Below are 18,064 nucleotides of genomic sequence, written 5' to 3'. Positions count from 1 at the left end.
AGTTCCGCACGGATGCGTTCGATGTTGAGCCTGCGCCATCCGCAAGATCAGGTGGCCGTGGCGGCCGAGCGCATCCCGGTGCTTCGTGTCAGAGGAGGCATGATCAAGTCCACAGTGAAGGCTCAGTGACGTCGATGGTGAGCAGCGCTGCGGCCGTGGAGGCGGCGTCGGTGTCGCCGTGCCGAGTCAGACTTTCCCGGAGGGTGTGAAAGACAGTCTTCAGGGACGGCGCGAGGCCATCTGCGGCTCGGGAGGCGAGCTGGGTGAGGTAATCCGGGGTGGGTGCCGAGCCGGTGCTGTGGGCTGCTTCGAGGGCCGCGACGACGACCAGCAAGTAGCGACGGGGTGCCTCACCTGTAGATACATCAGCGATCGATCCGGTGAGCGCGGCCTGGGTGATGGCGGTGAGGGAGGCGGGTGCGTGGTCGGCAGCGGCAGCGGCGATGGTCTTCCACGGCGTGACCCAGTCCATCCTGTCGTGCCACCAGTGGCTGCGACTGAGAGCGAGCGCTCCGGCGCGGAAGGCCCAGCCCGCCCGGCATTCCAGGGCGATGATCTGCTGGGCGTCCAGAGGCAGGTCCACGACGCCGTGTTCGGCCAGGCAAGACATGAGGTGACCGGCTTCGGGATGGGCGGTGGCCGCGATGAGGTCGGCGGTGCCGAAGGTGGCGACGCTTTGGGCACGGGCGCGCTGACGGAGGGCGACGTCGTCGGCGTACAAGGTTGCACGGAGATCGGCTGCCAGGGCGAGAGAGTCGAAAGCGGGATCTGTGCCGCATTCGACGGCCTGGTGGGCGAGTCTGGCAGCAGCGTCCTCCAGACCGGTAGCGAGTTCACGCAGGCGGGCCCGTTCGGCGCCGTCCAGGGTCTCCTTGACCAACCGGCCGGAGTCGAGACCGGCAGTGAAGCTGGCACCGGTGATCGCCCACACCGCATCCCGTGTGGCGATGGCGTCGATTTTCGTGCTCTCTGTGACGACCATCTGCGGGAGGCGGGCACGTAGGTCCCGGCCGTGTTCAGCGAGGAGTTCGAGGATGGACAGGGCGGACAGGTCGGCCACCAGCAGCCCTGCAGGTTGCTTGGCGCGGGCGAGAACGGCAGCCGCGGCCCGTTGGCCGGTGGTGTTGAGTCCGGGTTGGATGTCGGCGGCCACGGTGATGCCGAGGGCGCGCTGCAGGAGGAGTTGGCCGTAGGGCCGGCGAGCACGCGAGGCGAAGCGGCCCAGTGGCATCCGCCCGGCCTGGGCGTCACGGCGGAGGCGGTCGACGTCCTGAGTGTCGGTCTGCTCCAGGCGACGGATTAGCTCGTCCTTGCTGATGCTTTCGGGCCCGTACCCCGCAGCCTGGGCCGCCGTGATGATCGCCTGTGCCCGGTCGCGAAGCGGCTGTGGCCATGGTTGCGGTCCGCCCCTATCCCTCTCGGGGTTGCTCCGGTTGGATTCGCGCACCAGGAGGCTGCTGACCGGTTCGGCGACCGAGCGGCCGTACTGCTCGGCCAGCTCTACCGCGAGTTGGATGTCGGTCTGAGTGAAGTCGGTGCTAACCCGCAGCCGGACCCACAAGCGGGCAGTGTCCTCGTCGATGGGGACCAGCCGGTGCCGGGTCACCGTATCGCGGGCCCGGGGCATGTCATGCAGGTTCAGGTAGGCCCCGGCGGCCTGCCAGGCCAGCTCGGTGTCGAACTCCTCGGCATCGTTGCCGCAGGTGGAAGGTTGAGTGGCGAGGCCGCGTTCGCAAAGGTCGGCGACATGTCGCCAGTCGCCGCGTTGCCCTGCGGTGCTGATGAGGCGGCGACGCAGCCCCGAGGCAGTGTCCGGGGACAGGCGTGGGTCGTCCATGAAACGCGTCCACAACCCTTCAGCGTCCGGATCAGGCACGGACAGGTGCAGCATGAGATCGATGAGCATGCCGTCGTGCCATCGCTGGTACTGGAGTTCGCATTCTTCAGAGACAGAGGGATCCCCGTTCTGATCCAGCAGGCGGATGAGTTCCATCGCGCCGGTGGCGTTGTCCTCGGCGAGGATCCGCAACTGCCGGACGGCCTCATCGGTGCGGCCCTGGGCAGCGTTGGCCTTCGCCTGCAAGATCCTGTAGGTCCATGACGGCATGACCGACCGCGCTGCCATGTCCTCGACCTCGTCCAGCGGCCATACCCCCATCTCCGCCAGCCGGGAAGCGCAGATGGAACGAGACGCCTCGTCATCAGCAGACCGCAGCGCCTTCAGCCACACGTTCTTGGTGTCCTGGCCGCCGTGGAGTTCCAGACGCTGGGCGTCCAGCACGTCCAGCCACGGATTGCCGACCAGCATCTGCCGGAACACCGCCTCGGCGGAGTCGGCACGGGACATCAGTGCGGCGACGGCGCCCTTCCGAGCGATCGCAGGTTCGGCGGCCTCTCGGTCGGTCGCGGTACCGCCAGCGGTCGCGGGCAGGGCCATGCGGACGGCACGGCGCAGCATTCCGTCGAGGATCTCCATGTCCAGGAGCTCTGACAACGCCAGATGGCTCGGCCCGCTCCAGCGGCGCATGTCCTCCAGTGCCCGCCGGGCGTAGTCCCGTGCTGCCCTGCTGTCCTGGCCGCCGAAGCCACCGCGGCTTTGCATCCGCCGGCGCAGAAGCTCAGCGATCCGAACCTTCATCTGCGGATCGGTCCCACGCGGACTGCTGACCGCTCGTTCGGCCAGGGCGACGGCGTCGTCGACGTCGCCGCGCCGGGAGGCGTTCTCGGCGAGGAAGTTCAATACTGTCGGTTCGCGGTTCAGTTCGTCGTCCGTCGCTGTGGTGATCGCCTCAGGTGTTGGGATCGGCCGGGCGTCGTTCTCCGGCACCGACAACGCCGCCCACCCCACTGCGGCGAGGAGCCGGGCGTTATCCGCGGCCACCAACTCCAGCACCTTGCGGGCCTCGTCTCGGTCACCGGCCAGGACGTAGGACAGAGCAGCAAGCGCACGGCGCCGGTCGGCGTACGGCCCACCGCAAGCGGCCGAAACTAGGAAAGCCCGAGCCGTGAGGTCGTGCTCCAGGTGCCCGCCAGCGAAGCCAGCCACCGCAGCCCACAACGCTTCGGCCATCGAGCTGCCGATTAGCCACGTGGGCTGAGCCCCCAGCAGATGGGAGGCAGTCATGCCTGGTTGCGCTGAACCGTCGGCAAGGATCTGAGCGACCCGGGCTGCGCCCTCGACGTCCTGGCCGGCGGCGCGGCGCAGCTCGATCACGACGGACTCCGGAAGACGGTCCAAAGACCGGTCGAATACCTCCAGCGCACGCTGACCTGTCCGCTTGGCGACTTCCTCCAACTCGTGCCGGCAACTGTCATTCAGCGGCTGGGATCGTGGCACGAAGACCTTGAACCCCTTGTCGGTGTACTCGACCAGGTCGCTGCGGACCACCTGCCAGTAGCTGGTGTCAGAGTCCTCGTCGTACACGACGATGATTACCGGGAGGGTATGGCCAAGCCAGTAGTTCAGGCTGCTCCGCTTGGTGCTGTAGTAGTACCAGCCGTCCCGGCCTTTGGCCCTGCGCTTCTGAGTCTTACCGCCCTTGATCTGGGCACCGATCAGCTGCCCCGTCACCACATCGAGGTCATCGTCCGCGGTGACGACCTCGAGATGCGCGTCGATGCCGTAGTCGTCCTCCAGTTGCTCCCGGAAGATCCACCCGAGGCTGTCCTGGACACCGATGCGCGCGGCCGAGACGCCCTTCGTACCGGTCTTGTGGTTCGTGCTGCGGACCGGAAGTGAAGGGTCGGGCATCTCGGCATTATCCCGCAGCTCCTAAGCACGAAGATGGGGCCACTCGCGATCCGTGGACTCACACAGGTGCGTGTTCTGGGGGCATCAAGCTGAGAGCAGCCCTGACTCTCGGAGGAGTCGTTGTGCGTCTGGGATTCGCTCCATGTGAGCTTCCCCCGTAGCTACGGGGGAAGCTCAGCCGCCGGCGCGCGCTGCCCTGTTGCGGAATTCGCCGTCCTAGATGAGCTGTTCTTCGCTGGAGTGGAGCCTCGCCGGGTGTGGGCCGGGGCCGTGAACGGTCAGACGCAGCCATCGGCGGCCCGGTTGACGGAGCGTCCTGCTTCGGCCACGCACCGATTAACGATCAGTCCACGGGTGCACACTGCGTGCACACACCTGCGCCGATTGGAGGCACCGTATGGGCAGTCGCGTTGTCGGTTCCGTTCTCCTTGTCGCCACTCTCCTCACATCAACCGCCTGCGGCGGCACCAACGACGAGCCCGGAGCGGCGCCGAAGAACAACGACTTCACCCAGGGCGTCGTCACCCCGGCTGCGCCGAAGAACCTTCCGTGGGGCCAGCCCGGCATCGTGACGGGCGAGAGCGGCGGCCAGATCAAAGTGACTCCGGTCGGGGTGCTGTACCACCGCGGCCCGTACAAGGGCTCGGACCCGCCTGAGAATGGCTGGTTCGTCGCCATCGCGCTGAGGGCGGAGGCGGTGACGAAGCAGGACGACTTCGTGGCGCCTGCGGGTGGCGGCGGGTTCCGGTGGCGTGGCGACGGCCAAACCATCTGGGGTGGCGAGGGCGGCACCTCCACGAATGTGTGGGTGGGTGCGGTGCCGGAGTTCGGCGACCCGATCGAACCCGGCTCTCCCGAGGACGGTGTCGAGACGTTCGACATCCCGGCGAAGGGTGGCCGGCTGCTGTACATCAACGCGGATGAGTCGATTGTGTCGTGGCAACTGCCGACCGCAGACACCGGAACTGGCCTGGCCAAGGTCCGGGCACGCATCAAGGAGTTCTCCTGAGCGGCAGAGCACAGAAACCGCGCCGAGCCGTGCGAGATCGGCTACAAAACGGCTTTCTGGATCGGCGTCGCAGTGGCCTGCGTCGCCCTGGCGTCCTGGGTCACGGCCAACTCTAGATCAGCGCCGACGGCGCCAAGGCCGGTCAGGTCCGTTCGGTGCCGCCGTCGCCCACGGCTACCTCAGCCTTTCTCCGATTCCCAAGTTCCACTACGGGATCTACATTGCTAAGGAGTGGCCATAGTGGTGAATTACAGCAGCAACAAGGTCCGCTATCCCGCCCCGGTTTCTGCTGACTCTCGGCTCCGCTGCGGAGTCGAAGTCGCCTTGGTGACCTGCGGAACCAAGAGGCACGCACGTCGTCTCCCGGGTGAGCGTTGAGATCGAGGTCAGCGATCGGCCCGCCTGTGCGGCCGAGATGGTCACCTTGGTGGTGGCATGACATGACGAACGAGACGCTACGGGTCTGGCAGGACGGGGGCGTCGTCACTCGAGGACCCCGCATGAGCACCGTGATCCGCGCGACCTATGTCGCGCGCTACGGCCCCATGACGGGCGACTCCGAGCTGAACCTCCTGGCGAGCAACGTGCTCCTGCTGGACTCCCTGGCCGGCGTCGTGCAGACGAACATCGGCGTCAAGGACGGCTGGGTCGTCGCTGCGGGCCGGGTCGGCAGCCCCAACGCGGTCGACGACTCGAAGGTGTGAGCGTTTTGCCAGTACCAGCAGTGTCACTGTGGTGGTTGCCACGACAAGGGCGCCGATGCCGAGGGCGGTGGAGCCGGTGCCCGTGGCCTCGATGGTTGGTCCGACCATGAGTAGAGCTATCGGCGTTAGGGAGAAACTTCCCACGATTCCCCAGCTGTTGACTCGGGCGAGTGTGTCCAACGGGAACGCCTGCTGCAGCTGTGTCGTCCAGAGAACGTAATAGACGGACTGGCACACTCCTGGGATCAACATCCCGGCGGCGACGACAAGCCATGGAGCGTCGCAGCCGATCAATGTCATCGGGACGGCTGCCGAGGCGGGGAGGGTAGCCGCGACTGCAATGGGTCGTCGAGGTTTCCACCGGGTCGCGATCACGGCGCCTGCTAGGGCGCCGAGGGCTTCGCATGCTGCGATGGTGCCCCATGCTCGAGCGCCTTGGCGGTGTTGGCTCAGATGGAGTGGGCCGATGATTTCGGTGAAGGTGGCGGCGGCGATGATCACGGTTGTGAATTGCAGGGTCATCATCCAGACCCAGCGGTGGTGAGTGAAGTGGTGCCAGCCGGATCGAAGGTCGGCGAGGGGCCTGGTCGGGCCGGGCAGGGGGCGGGACGTGGTCAGCCTGGTCAGGAGGATTGCGCTCATCGCGCAGAGCAAGGCCTTGGCTGCCGCTGCCCAGGCAGGCCCGACGAGGGTCACCACCAGGCCCGAGGTGGCGAGCCCCACGAGTAGGCCCGTCGCGTCGGTCTGGCTGATGAGCGCGTTGCCGGTCTGGCGGTGCCGGTCGTCGACGAGGTCGGCGATGATCCCGCGGATGGTCGGCAGGAACATCGCTGTGGCGATGCCCGATAGGACTGCCAGCGCGCACAACAGGGGAAGTGGCGCGTTGCCGGTCAGGAAGCAGGCTCCTAGCGCTAGCCAGGTGATGCTGGCCAGTATTTCGGCGCCTGCCAGGACGTGGTGGCGTTTGAAACGGTCGCCGATGATGCCGCCTGCGAGAATGAGCAGGGCCGGTGCGGCCTTGCAGGCGAGCACGAGTGAAATTGCTCCCGGGCTGTAGCCCAGTTCTTTGACGCCCCACACCAGGGCTAATTGCCCGAAGCCCACTCCGGTGGAGGAGATCAAGCGCGCGATGAACAGCGGGGCGACAGCCGGATCCTTGATGAGGTGGAGAGCTGACGAGCTTGTCTTCACCGGGCCGGCGCCTGGAGGTGGTCGATCAGGAACTCTGCGATCTGGCTGTAAGCCCGCAGCTCGTTGTCGCGGTTGGCGAAGCCGTGGCCTTCGTCGGGGAAGACGTCGTAGCGGACCTCGACGCCGCGGTTCCGGAGCCGGGTGACGAGCTGGTCGGACTCGGCTCTGGGCACGCGCGGGTCACGGGCGCCCTGGAGCACGAACAGTGGTGCTGTGATGGCGTCGGCGTAGGTGACAGGGGAGCGCTGCATGAGCTGGTCGGCGTCGTTGTCGGGGTCGCCGAGGACGGTGGCGACGAAGGCCTTCCAGGTGGGTGGGGAGGCTTTTGCGAGGGTGACCAGGTTGGTGGGGCCGCAGATGGAGACGCCGGCTGCCCATGGGTAGGGCAGGCGCGCCAGGCAGGACAGGGCGGCGAATCCTCCGTAGGAAGCGCCCATCGTGGCGATCCGGTTGGCGTCGAGGTCGGGTGTGGCCTGCAGGTAGCGGACGGCGTGGTCAAGGTCGTCCAGGTCGATGCCACCCCAGTCGCGGTAGATGAGCTTCTGGTGGGCGCTGCCGTAGCCGGTGGATCCGGCGATGTTGGGGGCGAGGACCGCGACGCCTTGGCTGAGCAGGTACTGGTAGAGACCTGAACGTGTGTAGCCGGGACGTTCCTGGGCCTCTGGGCCGCCATGGATCGACAGCAGTACCGGATGTGGGCCGGGGACGTTCGGGCGGTAGAGCAGGGCGTGGACGTCTCGGCCGCTGGCTGCCGGATAGGTCACCATCTGGGGCGTGACCGGGTCTACGACGCGCAAGGCGGGCGGACGGGCGTCGGTGAGATAGCGGAATCCGCCGCTCACGTCGACGGCAGCAATCTCGTTGGGGCGGGTTGCGGAGTCGATGAGCATCACTGCCGTCTGGGCGTCGGTGGAAAGTGCGACTGCGGTGATCACGCCGGGTGGTACATCTGGGTGGATCTTGGTCGTGCCTTGGTGGCCGAGATAGAGGACGGAGCGTCCTGCTTCGTTGACTGACCAGGCGAGAGTGCCGTCTGAGGCGTCCAAGAGCTCTACGTCCCAGTCGTGCTGGGCGACGAGCTGCATCTCGCCCGGGGGGAGGGGGAGGTAGGCGGCTGCGGTGAACTCGCCCCACAGGTCGGTCAGGAGGTAGAAGCCGGCAGAATCCGCCGCCCAGACAGAGGGGTCGAAGACGCCTTCGCCATAGCGGGCGGTGACGCAGACCGGTTCGGAGTCGGGTTCGGTGAGGTCGATCAGGTAGGCCGAGATGTCGGTGTTGGAACGGAAGCCGGCCGCCAGCAGCCATCGGCCGTCCGGGGAGATGCCCGAGGGCTCGAACACCACATCGAGAGGTGGGGTGATTCGCCGTTCACCACCGTCAAGCAGGTCGCGGATCAGAAGGTCTTGGACTGCCGGATCACGGTCGTTGGCGGCATAGGCCAGATAGCGGCCGGTGGCGTCGAAGGGGGACGCGGCGAGCACACGCTGACATTCCGGGCCGATGCTGATGTCGACTGCATCGACGTCACCGAGTCCGATGCGGTAGAGCCGATACTGTTCGTCGCCCTCGTGGTCGGCGGTGAACACCAGCTCTTTGCTGTCGGGAGACCAGGCGATCTGTCGAACGGAACGCCCAGGAAGCGCGGTGACCTTGCGTGGATCGCCGCCGGTGAGTGGAGCCACCCAGAGGTCGTAGTGGCCGTCGGCGTTGCTGGAATAGGCAACCATGCTCGCGTCCGGTGCAAGGGCGAGAGCGGGCTGGAAACGCTGCTGGGGGACGAAGTCCAGGTAATCAGGCATGAAGTGGCGCCTCTCGATGTCTACTCGGTCCAGCCACGGCGTACAGCGGCCGCGCCGGCCGCGAATCGGGTCTCCACGCCGAGTTCCTCGCGGATCGCGGTGATGTTGCGTCGCACGGTCGTGACACTCAGGTCCATCCGGCGGGCGATGCCCTCGTCGTCCAGGCCCTGCACCAGCATCCGCAGGATGGTCTTCTGCGGCGCGCTGAGTGGTGCCTGGGCTTGTGCGGCGCCGAACGGGATTGCGCGCTCCCAGAGCAGCTCGAAGTATTCGCGCAGCGCTGCGACGATCACCGGCGAGCGCAGGAGCAGGGCACCGGACATGCCGGTCGGCGTCAGCGGGATCATCGCCACCGCCTCGTCTGCGAGCTTCATCTTCATTCCGACGCGGGGGAGCAGTCGTGCTTGCTCGCCCTGCGCCACGGCGGCCTCGATGGTTCTGGCTCCGACCGGATGCTCGGCGCACTTGGTCTCGTAGATGGCGCGGCACTGGACCTGGCCGTCGAAGGTCGGAAGCGGGGTGAAACCAGTCGATTCTTCTAGAGGCATCTCCAGGACGTAGTTGTCCAGGGTCAGCCAGTCGTGACGGGCTGCGTTGATCAGGGCGTACGACAGTCGGCTGATCTCGTCCCGGTCGGTGACGATCTGCACCAGCCGTTGCATGGACCCGGCCCCGGTCGTCGCAGGTGCGCGTTGCGCTTCGGCCAGCCGGTGATGGCCGGTCAGCAATCGTTCTTGGTCGGTCACCAGGCGACGTGCCATCTCGGCCAGAACGCCTTGTAGCGCCAAGTCCGGTGGCGCGGGAACCAGCCGTGGCGGCAGACCCGGAATGTCTGGCCGAACGTGGGCCATCCCTCGGGAAAGAAGCTCTTCAACAGCTTCCGGTGCTTCAAGGAACTGCGCAGCCTCGCCCGCGCCACATCCATCTTCGGCGAGCAGCCGGGTGTAGGAGCTCAGTAGCTCATCAGGGACGATGCCCTCCAGGAGCCGTCGCGCCGTCTGCTCGGTAGTCATCCCAGACACAACACTCCTGCAACAGAGAGTAATTGATCCAGCCGGGAGTGTAACAAGAGAGTGTGGGATCACGTCGGCTTGTGGGGTGATGACGAAAAGTCATTACCATCGCGCCTGGACGCGCCTCCCTCGTCCTGCCAGCGAGAACAGACCAGGTGTCGCTCCGTGGGCCAGCTGGCTGAACGCTTGAATGGCGATTTCTGGCAGCGCGAACGATCGCTGACCAGGGGTTTCATAGGGAGACAGCGAACGGCGCCTGACCAGGAGGCACGGATGACCAAGCACAGCCCCCACCTGAGTCAAGTGCCAGGGCGATGTCCCTCAGCGACTCATCGATGGCTCCTGCTTCTTGCAACTTCGGATCCGAGTTCGGACAGGGGACGGATCTCCTGGTGCGTCCCCGCGCATGCGGGGCCGACTCCATGCTCGGCGTCGGGTACTCCTTGATGTCTGGACCATCCCCGCACGGTGATGACACGGCAACGAGCGCGGTGGGCCATGGTGGTTCGGGTTCTCGATGATTGGCAATGCCGGAACTGATGCGCTCCGTGAACGCGACGTGCTGAGTACCTCGCGGCGAAGGCTGATGGGTGTGGTCGACTCTGGCTCATGTCCTTCGGGTTGGGCGTTGTGGTAGCGCTGGGCCGGATCGCGGTGTTCGTTGAAGATCTGGGGTGTTGTTGGGTTCCGATGGCGCCCATGGGGTGGGGAAGTCCTTTGTTGCGAGGCTGGTGATTCCGGAGGCGTGTGAGCGTTCGGCCGCCCAGGGGACTGCTGGAATGTGGGTGGTTCGGCGTAGGTGCTGGCTGGCTGTCGAGCATGCAGATGCTTGAGCGTCGCGGCGTTGCCCGGTGTGGAGCTGGCCGAATGTCTCCACGAGAGTGACCAAGGCGTTGACCAGGGAGTTGATCCCGCTGGCTGCGCCGGTTCCGGCGCGGCTGACGAGGGAGAGGAGACGTGCGGCGGTTCGTAGACCACTGCCGCTGGGGGTCGGCTTGGGTATGTGGCCGAACGGTGTGCGGGCTGCGCGGTCGTAGGAGTCGGCTGCTCGTCGCAGGTGTGGGTTGCCGGTGGCGTGGGCGGCGGCGTGTAAGACGTCGGCGGCGGCCCAGCATGCGTCGCGGGCGGCGTGTGGATCGATGGCGATGCATCGGCGGATCTGGGCAGTGGCGTAGGCAGCGGCACGAGCGGCGTCGTCGTAAATGGCTTGGCGTTCTTGGGGGCTGAGGTCGAGCTCGCTGCTGCGGTGACTCGTCTTTCGGGTGTTGTTGTTCCATCGTTGTTGGAGGCGGGGCCAGGTGAGGTCGTCGGCAAGGCGCCCACCGCTGTACCAGACTGGCTGGCCGTCGTTGCCGGTGTGGTCGGGCAAGGTCACGGCGTAGCCGGTGACTTGCCCCGGAGCCGTCTCGCTGAACCGTTGGCGTATGACGAGCCCGGCCTGGTGCAGCCGCTGGAAGAACTCCTCGGCGGTCCGCGCCTGGTCCGCCGCCTGGCGGACCGTGGTCCGCAGAACGGCTCGCGCGGACCGCTCGGACAGCTGGCGTCCGGATACCGGCTGGTAGTCCGCGGCCTGCGGACCAGAGCGCGAACCGGACGCGGACCAGCGCTGCCGGAGCTTGGGCAAGGTGAGGTCGGCGGCGAGTTTTCCTCCCCCGTACCAAACCGGTTGTCCGGTCGCGGTCCGGTCGTCGGGAAGCGCGACCGCATAGCCGGTCAGCTGGTCGGGCCGTTGCTTGCTGAACCTGCGCCGGACCAGCACGCCTTCGGCTTGCACGAGCGTGAAGAACTCGCGTTCGGTCCGGGCGCCAGCGGCGGCTGTCTGAATGTTGCGGCGCAGGATGGTGCGTGGCGGCTCGGTGCGGCCGTGACGGACGGCCTTCTCGGCCTCGCCGCGGCTGGGCCGCCGGGCGGCGGTCCGGTCCGCTGGCGCGGTCCGCCGTAGCCCATACCGGTTCTCGGCAGCGCGACAGGCGCTGCGGATGCGGTAACCGTCGTTCCACACATCGGGTCGGATGCCGTCGGCACGGGCGAGGGTGGCGACGATGTGGATGTGATCGTCGGCATGCCGGATGGCTATCCAGCGGACGGCGTCGTCGTCGCCAGGAGGTGCAAGTCCGGTGCGGGCCATGATGTCGTGGGCGATCGCGGCCCACTGCTGGTCGGTGAGGACCGGGTCTTCGGGGGCGGCCCGGACCGGCACGTGCCAGACCGGCTTGAGATCGTTGCGATCGCCCAGCAGAGCGAGCGGCTGGGTTAACAGGCCGTCCAGCCGCCGCAGATCGAGTCTGCCGTCGCGGTATGCCGGTTCGAGCTCGGCCGGACTTCGAAAGCCGGCGACGATGTGAGGGTGGCGATGTTCTTCGTTCTTGCCCGGTCCGTACAGATACCGGATCAGCCCCTGTACGCCCTGTCCCCGTTGGACCTTGCCGATCAACGGTCACCGCCCTGGCGGAGCCAACGACGGTGCTGTCGGACGAGGGCCGGCAGACCGGTCACGGGAGCCGGGTCTTGATCTCATCGGCGAGATCGTCGAGTTTGTCCACGGTCTGAGCGGCCGCCCGTGCGTACCAGCGAAGCTGCTCGGGCAGTTCACCCGCGTGCAGGGCCGCGACTGCCTGAGTCAGATTGATACCGATGCGGCGGACCTGCCCAGCGGTGTGCATCACAGCGGCCAGCGATTCGCGCAGCATGGCGTACTCGGGCTGCGTGGTCCCACGGGCGACAGCCAGCGTGGCGATCGCCGCGAACGCGCCATTGGCCAGGTGCTGGCGCTCCGCCGCCGCCGCGACGATGGCGTACTCCTCTTCCGACAACGAGAAGATCACCGTCCGGCAGCGACGCTGGGCTTGATGTGCCCGCCGGTTTCGTCGCACGACTCGTTTCGGTGTCGGTTCCTTCCCCTCCGTCACGTTCAGCCTCTTCTCTGGATCGCGCTCGATCCAGCCAAGCCATGGACCGCGCCCGGTCCATGGCGAAATCCTTAGGATTTCTATTTCTTGCTCGACGCGGGCCGGCCAGAGATCGCCTTAGGGTTGCTGAGCATGTTTGGCGATTCTTGCGCTCTATTCTGCCATCCTGCTAGGCGTCGAGCCAGGCTGTTGCGCGACGCGTCGGATGATCAGTGCTTGTGAGGCCCAAGGTCCCTACCGTTCCGGGACGTTCGCCTGGTGAGCAGTCGTCGGGCGGCATGGAGGCTGAAGGCGACGGCCCGGTGAGCCGTTCCGGGAACGGCGCAGGCGAGATCGCTGAAGGGGATGACGGGGCGTGCGAACAGTGATCGAGATGGAGGTCCCGGTTCCGCTAGGGCGTCAGTACCGAAGGTGTGCGTCGGGATTGGCTCGCCTAAGCGTGGCTGCGGGAGAGGGCTTGGAGGAGGCGCGGACGGCACACGCCGTCGGTGAGGCGGCCAGGGATACGCTGGCCGGTCTTCGCGAGGCCGCCGACGTCGTGCTCGCATCCCGTGCCTGCAACGGCAGGACCCCCGTGGCACGGTTTCTGTCGTGCCGTCTCGACCGGCTGGCGATCGCGGCCGATGAGATCGCGACTGCGGCCGCGGCGAACGACATGGCCGCGCTCCGTCGTGGCGCCGTGCAATTTCGTGCCCTGGCCGAGGCCATGTGGAAGGTGCAACTGGCGGTCTGTGAAATTCCCTCCATCTCGGGTCTGTCGGCCTTGGGGCCGGGACCTGCTCGGCGACGTGCGATGAAGCCGTGACAGATGACGGAACCGGGGAACTGCGGCGGGCGGGGCTGGAGGGGGCTCGGCACCGACCACCGACAGACGACGTCTCGCGCTCGACGACAGCGCCGGCGAGACCGCATGGTCGGCCGGAACCCACCGCAGCGGTCTGCGTTCGCAGGATCTGCGCTAGTCCGCGCTACGGACAGTCGATCCAGGTGACCCGGTCAGGTGATGCGCCGGGTGTTCAGTTCCGCCCATGCGGTGTCCCACAGCCGGTAGCACCGGCGGTCGAAGCGTCGTCGCAGCAGCCGGTGGACCAGCAGGAAGATCGCGCCGATTCCTGTGGTGGCTCCGGCACCCGCCGACAGCGTGTCGCCGATCACCCTGGTGTCGCTGCGCGGTGCCGAACTGGGCTGCCCAGACGCGTTGACCCAGATCCGATGCCTCGCGCCGGTCCTGGTGTTGCCCAGAACGGTGGTCTTCGCCTCATGTCGCGAGCCGTCGCGTTCGGTCCACCCCACGCGGACGAGATTCACGCGACTCACCGTCTTGGAGGAACCGCCGCCAAGTACTGTGCCCGTCACCTGGTGACGGGTGGTGAACTCATGCCGTTGCGACCGCTCGCCCGTCTCGTACACGTGCCGCGCAACCCACGCCGAGACCGGAGCCGCCGTCAGGAGGAACAACACGATGAGCAGCAGTCCCGCACGCCGCTGCCGCAGGTCGATCGGGCGGCGCAGGTCGTTGCGGTCGAGGCCGAACCGCCTTCGCATGCGGTCCAGGCGCGTTCCCGAGCCGCGCACATCTGGTCGCCTCATCGGTTCCTCCCGGATTCGTACCTCGAAGGCTAGGCACGGCCACCGACCGGCGGCAGGGACGAAAGAACCGTTCTGACGGGACCTGCGGCCTTTGCCACGCGCGTACGGATGTCGCTCTGCGCCGTACTGCCGCCGGACGCACGGACTCCTGGGGATCTCTGGAAAGGGGCCGAAGGAACCCGTATCAGGGACCTTCGGCTCCTGATCTCCTGCGGCGGCGTCGGCACAGTCGAAGGAGAAGGCCGATCCGCCGATCGGCGATGACCCGGAGGAGCGTTCGTGTCGAAACTCGTCTACGACTTCGCCGAAGGCAACAAGGAATTGAAGGATCTGCTCGGCGGGAAGGGGGCCAACCTCGCCGAGATGGCCAATCTGGGGCTGCCGGTTCCTCCCGGATTCACGATCACGACCGAGGCCTGCCGCGCGTACCTCGCCGAGGGCAGGGAGCCCCCGGAGTTGCGGGGAGCGGTGAGCACGCATCTGGCCGCGCTGGAGGCGGCGGCGGGGCGGGCGCTGGGTCAGCCCGGCGACCCGCTGCTGGTGTCGGTGCGCTCGGGCGCGAAGTTCTCCATGCCCGGGATGATGGACACCGTCCTCAACATCGGGCTCAACGACCGATCGGTCGTGGGCCTGGCCGAGCAGGCGGGCGACGAGAGGTTCGCCTGGGACTCCTACCGGCGTCTCGTCCAGATGTTCGGCAAGACCGTCCTCGGCGTCGAAGCAGAGCGCTTCGAGGAGGCGCTGGACAAGGCCAAGCGGGACAAGGGCCTCACCGGCGACCTGGATCTGGGCGTCGACGACCTGAAGGCTCTCGTGGAGGACTTCAAGGAGATCGTGCGCGGCGCCACCGGAGTGCCGTTCCCTCAGGATCCGCGTACGCAGCTCGACATGGGCGTCCGCGCGGTCTTCGAGTCCTGGAACGGTGAGCGCGCCCGGCTGTACCGTCGACGGGAGCGCATTCCGGACGATCTCGGCACGGCGGTCAACGTCATGGCGATGGTGTTCGGCAACCTCGGCATGGACTCGGGCACCGGCGTGGCGTTCACCCGTGACCCGGGTACGGGGCGCCCCGGCGTCTACGGCGACTACCTGCGGGACGCGCAGGGTGAGGACGTGGTCGCGGGGATACGTAACACGGTGCCGCTGGACGAACTGGAGCGCATCGACAAGCGGTCCTACGACGAGCTTCTCAACATCATGAAGACGCTGGAGGACCACTACCGCGATCTGTGCGACATCGAGTTCACCATCGAGCGCGGGAAGCTGTGGATGCTGCAGACCCGCGTCGGCAAGCGCACGGCCGAGGCGGCGTTCCGCATCGCCGTCCAGCTCGCCGACCAAGGGCTGATCGACATGGACGAGGCCGTGGCCAGGGTGGGCGGCGACGAACTCGGCCGGCTGATGTTCCCCCGCTTCGACGCAGGTCCGGGAGCACGGCCGATCGCCGCCGGGATCGCGGCCTCGCCGGGCGCCGCCGTCGGCAGGGCGGTCTTCGACCCGTGGACGGCCATGCGCTGGGCGCGGAACGGCGAGCGGGTCATCCTGGTCCGCCGCGAGACCAACCCCGACGACCTCGGTGGCATGATCGCCGCCGCCGGCATCCTGACCGGCCGCGGCGGCAAGACCTCGCACGCGGCCGTCGTCGCCCGCGGCATGGGCACCCCCTGCGTGTGCGGGGCGGAGGAGATCTCCGTCGACACGGCGCACGGCCGGTTCACCGGGCCCGGGGGAGTAGTCGTGGCCGAGGGCGACGTGATCTCCGTGGACGGGTCCAGCGGCAGCGTGTACATCGGGGAGCTCCCGGTCGTGCCGTCCCCCGTCGTCTGGTACTTCGAGGGCGAGCTCGACCCGCGGAGCCCGGAGGCGGGAGAGCTGGTGACGGCCGTGCACCGGATCATGGCCCACGCCGACGCGGCCCGGCGGCTGGACGTCCGCGCCAACGCCGACACACCGCAGGACGCGGCACGGGCGCGCCGCTTCGGGGCCGGGGGCATCGGGCTGTGCCGTACCGAGCACATGTTCCTGGGCGAGCGGCGCACGCACATCGAGCGGCTGGTCCTGGCCGGCACCGACGCCGAGCGGGAGGAGGCGCTGGCGGCGCTGCTGCCGCTCCAGCGCGCGGACTTCACCGCGATTCTGGAGGCGATGGACGGTCTGCCGGTCACGGTGCGGCTGCTCGACCCGCCGTTGCACGAGTTCCTGCCCGATTTCACCGAGCTGTCGGTGCGGGTGGCGCTGGCCGAGGTCAGGGGCGAGCCCGCCGAGCATGACCGGCGGCTGCTGGCCGCCGTGCGCCGCCTGCACGAGCAGAACCCGATGCTGGGCCTGCGCGGCGTGCGGCTGGGCCTGGTCATCCCCGGGCTGTTCGCCCTGCAGGTGCGGGCGTTCGCCGAGGCCGCCGCCGCGTGCGCCGCGGCGGGCCTCGACCCACGCGGGGAGATCATGGTTCCGCTGGTCGGCGCGGTCCAGGAGCTGGAGATCGTTCGCGCGGACGCCGAGCGGGTGCTCGCCGAGGTGGCCGCGGAGACCGGCGTCGCGCTCGACATGCCGATCGGCACCATGATCGAGCTGCCGCGAGCGGCCCTGACCGCCGGCCGGATCGCCGAGGCGGCGCAGTTCTTCTCCTTCGGCACCAACGACCTGACGCAGACGACCTGGGGCTTCTCCCGCGACGACGTGGAGGGCGCGTTCTTCGCCCCCTACCTGGACAAGGGCGTCTTCGCCGTGTCGCCGTTCGAGACCATCGACCGCGACGGCGTCGGCCGGCTGATCGAGATAGCCGTGGCGGCGGGCCGTGCCCAGCGGCCCGACCTGGGCCTCGGCGTCTGCGGCGAGCACGCCGGCGACCCGGCGTCGGTGCGGTACTTCCACCAGGCGGGCCTGGACTACGTCTCCTGCTCACCGTTCCGCGTGCCGATCGCCCGGCTGGAGGCGGGCCGGGCCGCCCTCCACGACGCCGCCGGCCCGACCGGGGACAGCGACACACGCTGAACCTTTGCAGCCGGACGACGGAACCTCGATCCGCAGCGGCATGGCCGCCAGCGTTCTCAGCGAGGTTCAGAGGCCGCTGGCGTGGAGGTGGAAGCAGCGCCCGGGACAGCCACCGGGTTCGGCCGCCCTCCTCAGGCGAACCTGCAGGGAATACCACGATCCGAGATGCAGGTACTGCTGCAGTCAACTCAACCACCCGTGGCCGGCTGCCTACCGTCCCAAGGCCACCTCGAATCCAGGGTTCATTGTCGAAGCGTGATCAATCCTGGCGACTCGTGCGCGCCAGGCCGCCTTGGGCGGGTTTGCTGGCGGCGAGATCGTTGAGGGTTGCGTAAACGACGGGCCAGCTGATGTTCAGGGTGTCTCGGTCAGGGGCGTCTCCCATTCTGATCTGGGCGTGTGGATGGACGAGGTTGCGATACTCGCGGAGGGTATGGCAATACTTCACCACGTCGACTCCCACCCAGCCGTGTCTGTGGGCAAGTTCGATCAGTTGATGCAGTGACAATTGCTTGAGGGGCTGCCTGCGCTGAGTGGGTCTTGTCATCGCGGCTTCGAGCAGGACGCCTTCGAGGATGCTTCCGAGCATGATGATGGCGGCGATCGAGCAACCATTGTCGCTGCACGTCTGGGCCTCGTTCAGTCTTCCTTGGAGAACGCGAGCCAGTCCGGGGTTGGAGACGACCTGGTCCATGGTGACCTTGAGCGTGACGGGGGCCAGCGAGCCTGGCGCTCCCAGGGTGGGGTCGCATTCGACGATCCGAGGACGGCCGCCTGGTCGTTCTACCTTGTAGCCTTCATGTACAAGGACGGCGTTGAGCGCTTGGGTTATCCCGGCCGCCGTCGTGTGCGGCTCGCCGAGGTATTCGCGGGGATCGCAGAGGCGTCGAATCACTGACTCGATGGCCTCGGAGTCACTGCTTCGTTCCCGCAGCTGGTTCAGTGTCCATGTAAAACGCGTTTCGCCGTCCCACTGGGGAGGGGCATTCCACCCGGCATCGGCGAAGAACTTCTCGATGTCGTGGCCGCGGCGATAGTAGTCGGTGTCGTTGCCGCAGATCAGCTGGGCGATCTGGTGGAGCGTGTTGTCGTCGAGACGCTGCATGG

At 67.5% G+C, this 18,064-nt stretch carries 11 protein-coding genes and 1 pseudogene; 4 read left to right on the top strand and 8 right to left on the bottom strand.

The window, feature by feature from the left end; all coding sequences use genetic code 11:
• Positions 1-103: 103 nt before the first annotated feature.
• Entirely contained in the window at positions 104-3,751 is a 3,648-nt protein-coding gene (locus tag ACGFNU_RS47625; RefSeq protein WP_392603376.1) for a DUF4365 domain-containing protein, read from the bottom strand.
• A 397-nt stretch (positions 3,752-4,148) separates the two neighbouring features.
• Between ACGFNU_RS47625 and ACGFNU_RS47620 the strand changes: the two genes are divergently transcribed.
• Positions 4,149-4,760, top strand: coding sequence for a hypothetical protein (locus tag ACGFNU_RS47620; protein ID WP_392603375.1), 612 nt, complete (start codon positions 4,149-4,151; stop codon positions 4,758-4,760).
• 440 nt (positions 4,761-5,200) lie between these two features.
• The gene (locus ACGFNU_RS47615) at positions 5,201-5,464 is read left to right on the top strand and encodes a hypothetical protein (protein WP_392603464.1); all 264 of its coding nucleotides are present in this window, start codon (positions 5,201-5,203) and stop codon (positions 5,462-5,464) included.
• A gap of 153 nt (positions 5,465-5,617) precedes the next feature.
• On the opposite strand, the pseudogene ACGFNU_RS47610 reads toward ACGFNU_RS47615, so the two are convergent.
• From ACGFNU_RS47610 to ACGFNU_RS47590, 5 genes and pseudogenes are all read right to left on the bottom strand, one after another.
• Positions 5,618-6,655, bottom strand: a pseudogene (locus ACGFNU_RS47610) (MFS transporter); the annotation flags it as partial.
• Positions 6,652-8,454 (bottom strand): S9 family peptidase, encoded by a 1,803-nt coding sequence (locus ACGFNU_RS47605; RefSeq protein WP_392603374.1) that lies wholly within the window; start codon positions 8,452-8,454, stop codon positions 6,652-6,654. The pseudogene ACGFNU_RS47610 and the gene ACGFNU_RS47605, both read right to left, overlap by 4 nt.
• Positions 8,455-8,474: 20 nt before the next feature.
• Positions 8,475-9,467, bottom strand: coding sequence for a LuxR C-terminal-related transcriptional regulator (locus tag ACGFNU_RS47600; RefSeq protein WP_392603373.1), 993 nt, complete (start codon positions 9,465-9,467; stop codon positions 8,475-8,477).
• A 607-nt stretch (positions 9,468-10,074) separates the two neighbouring features.
• On the bottom strand, positions 10,075-11,901 hold the full coding sequence (locus tag ACGFNU_RS47595) for a relaxase/mobilization nuclease domain-containing protein (protein WP_392603372.1): 1,827 nt from the start codon (positions 11,899-11,901) through the stop codon (positions 10,075-10,077).
• Positions 11,902-11,959: 58 nt separating this feature from the next.
• Entirely contained in the window at positions 11,960-12,292 is a 333-nt protein-coding gene (locus ACGFNU_RS47590; protein WP_392603371.1) for a hypothetical protein, read from the bottom strand.
• Positions 12,293-12,833: 541 nt separating this feature from the next.
• Between ACGFNU_RS47590 and ACGFNU_RS47585 the strand changes: the two genes are divergently transcribed.
• A complete protein-coding gene (locus tag ACGFNU_RS47585) occupies positions 12,834-13,181 on the top strand; it encodes a hypothetical protein (protein ID WP_392603370.1) in 348 nt (115 codons plus the stop codon).
• Between the two features lie 191 nt (positions 13,182-13,372).
• Here the strand turns inward: ACGFNU_RS47585 and ACGFNU_RS47580 are convergent, their stop codons facing one another.
• The gene (locus ACGFNU_RS47580) at positions 13,373-13,966 is read right to left on the bottom strand and encodes a hypothetical protein (protein ID WP_392603369.1); all 594 of its coding nucleotides are present in this window, start codon (positions 13,964-13,966) and stop codon (positions 13,373-13,375) included.
• Between the two features lie 279 nt (positions 13,967-14,245).
• Here ACGFNU_RS47580 and ppdK point away from each other — a divergent pair, with 279 nt between their 5' ends.
• A complete protein-coding gene (gene ppdK / locus ACGFNU_RS47575) occupies positions 14,246-16,957 on the top strand; it encodes a pyruvate, phosphate dikinase (protein ID WP_392603368.1) in 2,712 nt (903 codons plus the stop codon).
• A 259-nt stretch (positions 16,958-17,216) separates the two neighbouring features.
• On the opposite strand, the gene ACGFNU_RS47570 is transcribed toward ppdK, so the two are convergent.
• The gene (locus tag ACGFNU_RS47570; protein WP_392603367.1) at positions 17,217-18,062 is read right to left on the bottom strand and encodes a hypothetical protein; all 846 of its coding nucleotides are present in this window, start codon (positions 18,060-18,062) and stop codon (positions 17,217-17,219) included.
• Positions 18,063-18,064: the final 2 nt, after the last annotated feature.

Source organism: Spirillospora sp. NPDC048911, assembly GCF_043198015.1.
Taxonomy (GTDB): domain Bacteria; phylum Actinomycetota; class Actinomycetes; order Streptosporangiales; family Streptosporangiaceae; genus Spirillospora.
This window is presented reverse-complemented; position numbering and strand designations above follow the sequence as displayed.

Coding starts and splice junctions, on each gene's coding strand:
- ACGFNU_RS47625 (WP_392603376.1), bottom strand. CDS start 3,751: ATGCCCGACCCTTCACTTCCGGTCCGCAGCACGAACCACAAGACCGGT.
- ACGFNU_RS47620 (WP_392603375.1), top strand. CDS start 4,149: ATGGGCAGTCGCGTTGTCGGTTCCGTTCTCCTTGTCGCCACTCTCCTC.
- ACGFNU_RS47615 (WP_392603464.1), top strand. CDS start 5,201: ATGACGAACGAGACGCTACGGGTCTGGCAGGACGGGGGCGTCGTCACT.
- ACGFNU_RS47605 (WP_392603374.1), bottom strand. CDS start 8,454: ATGCCTGATTACCTGGACTTCGTCCCCCAGCAGCGTTTCCAGCCCGCT.
- ACGFNU_RS47600 (WP_392603373.1), bottom strand. CDS start 9,467: ATGACTACCGAGCAGACGGCGCGACGGCTCCTGGAGGGCATCGTCCCT.
- ACGFNU_RS47580 (WP_392603369.1), bottom strand. CDS start 13,966: ATGAGGCGACCAGATGTGCGCGGCTCGGGAACGCGCCTGGACCGCATG.
- ACGFNU_RS47570 (WP_392603367.1), bottom strand. CDS start 18,062: ATGCAGCGTCTCGACGACAACACGCTCCACCAGATCGCCCAGCTGATC.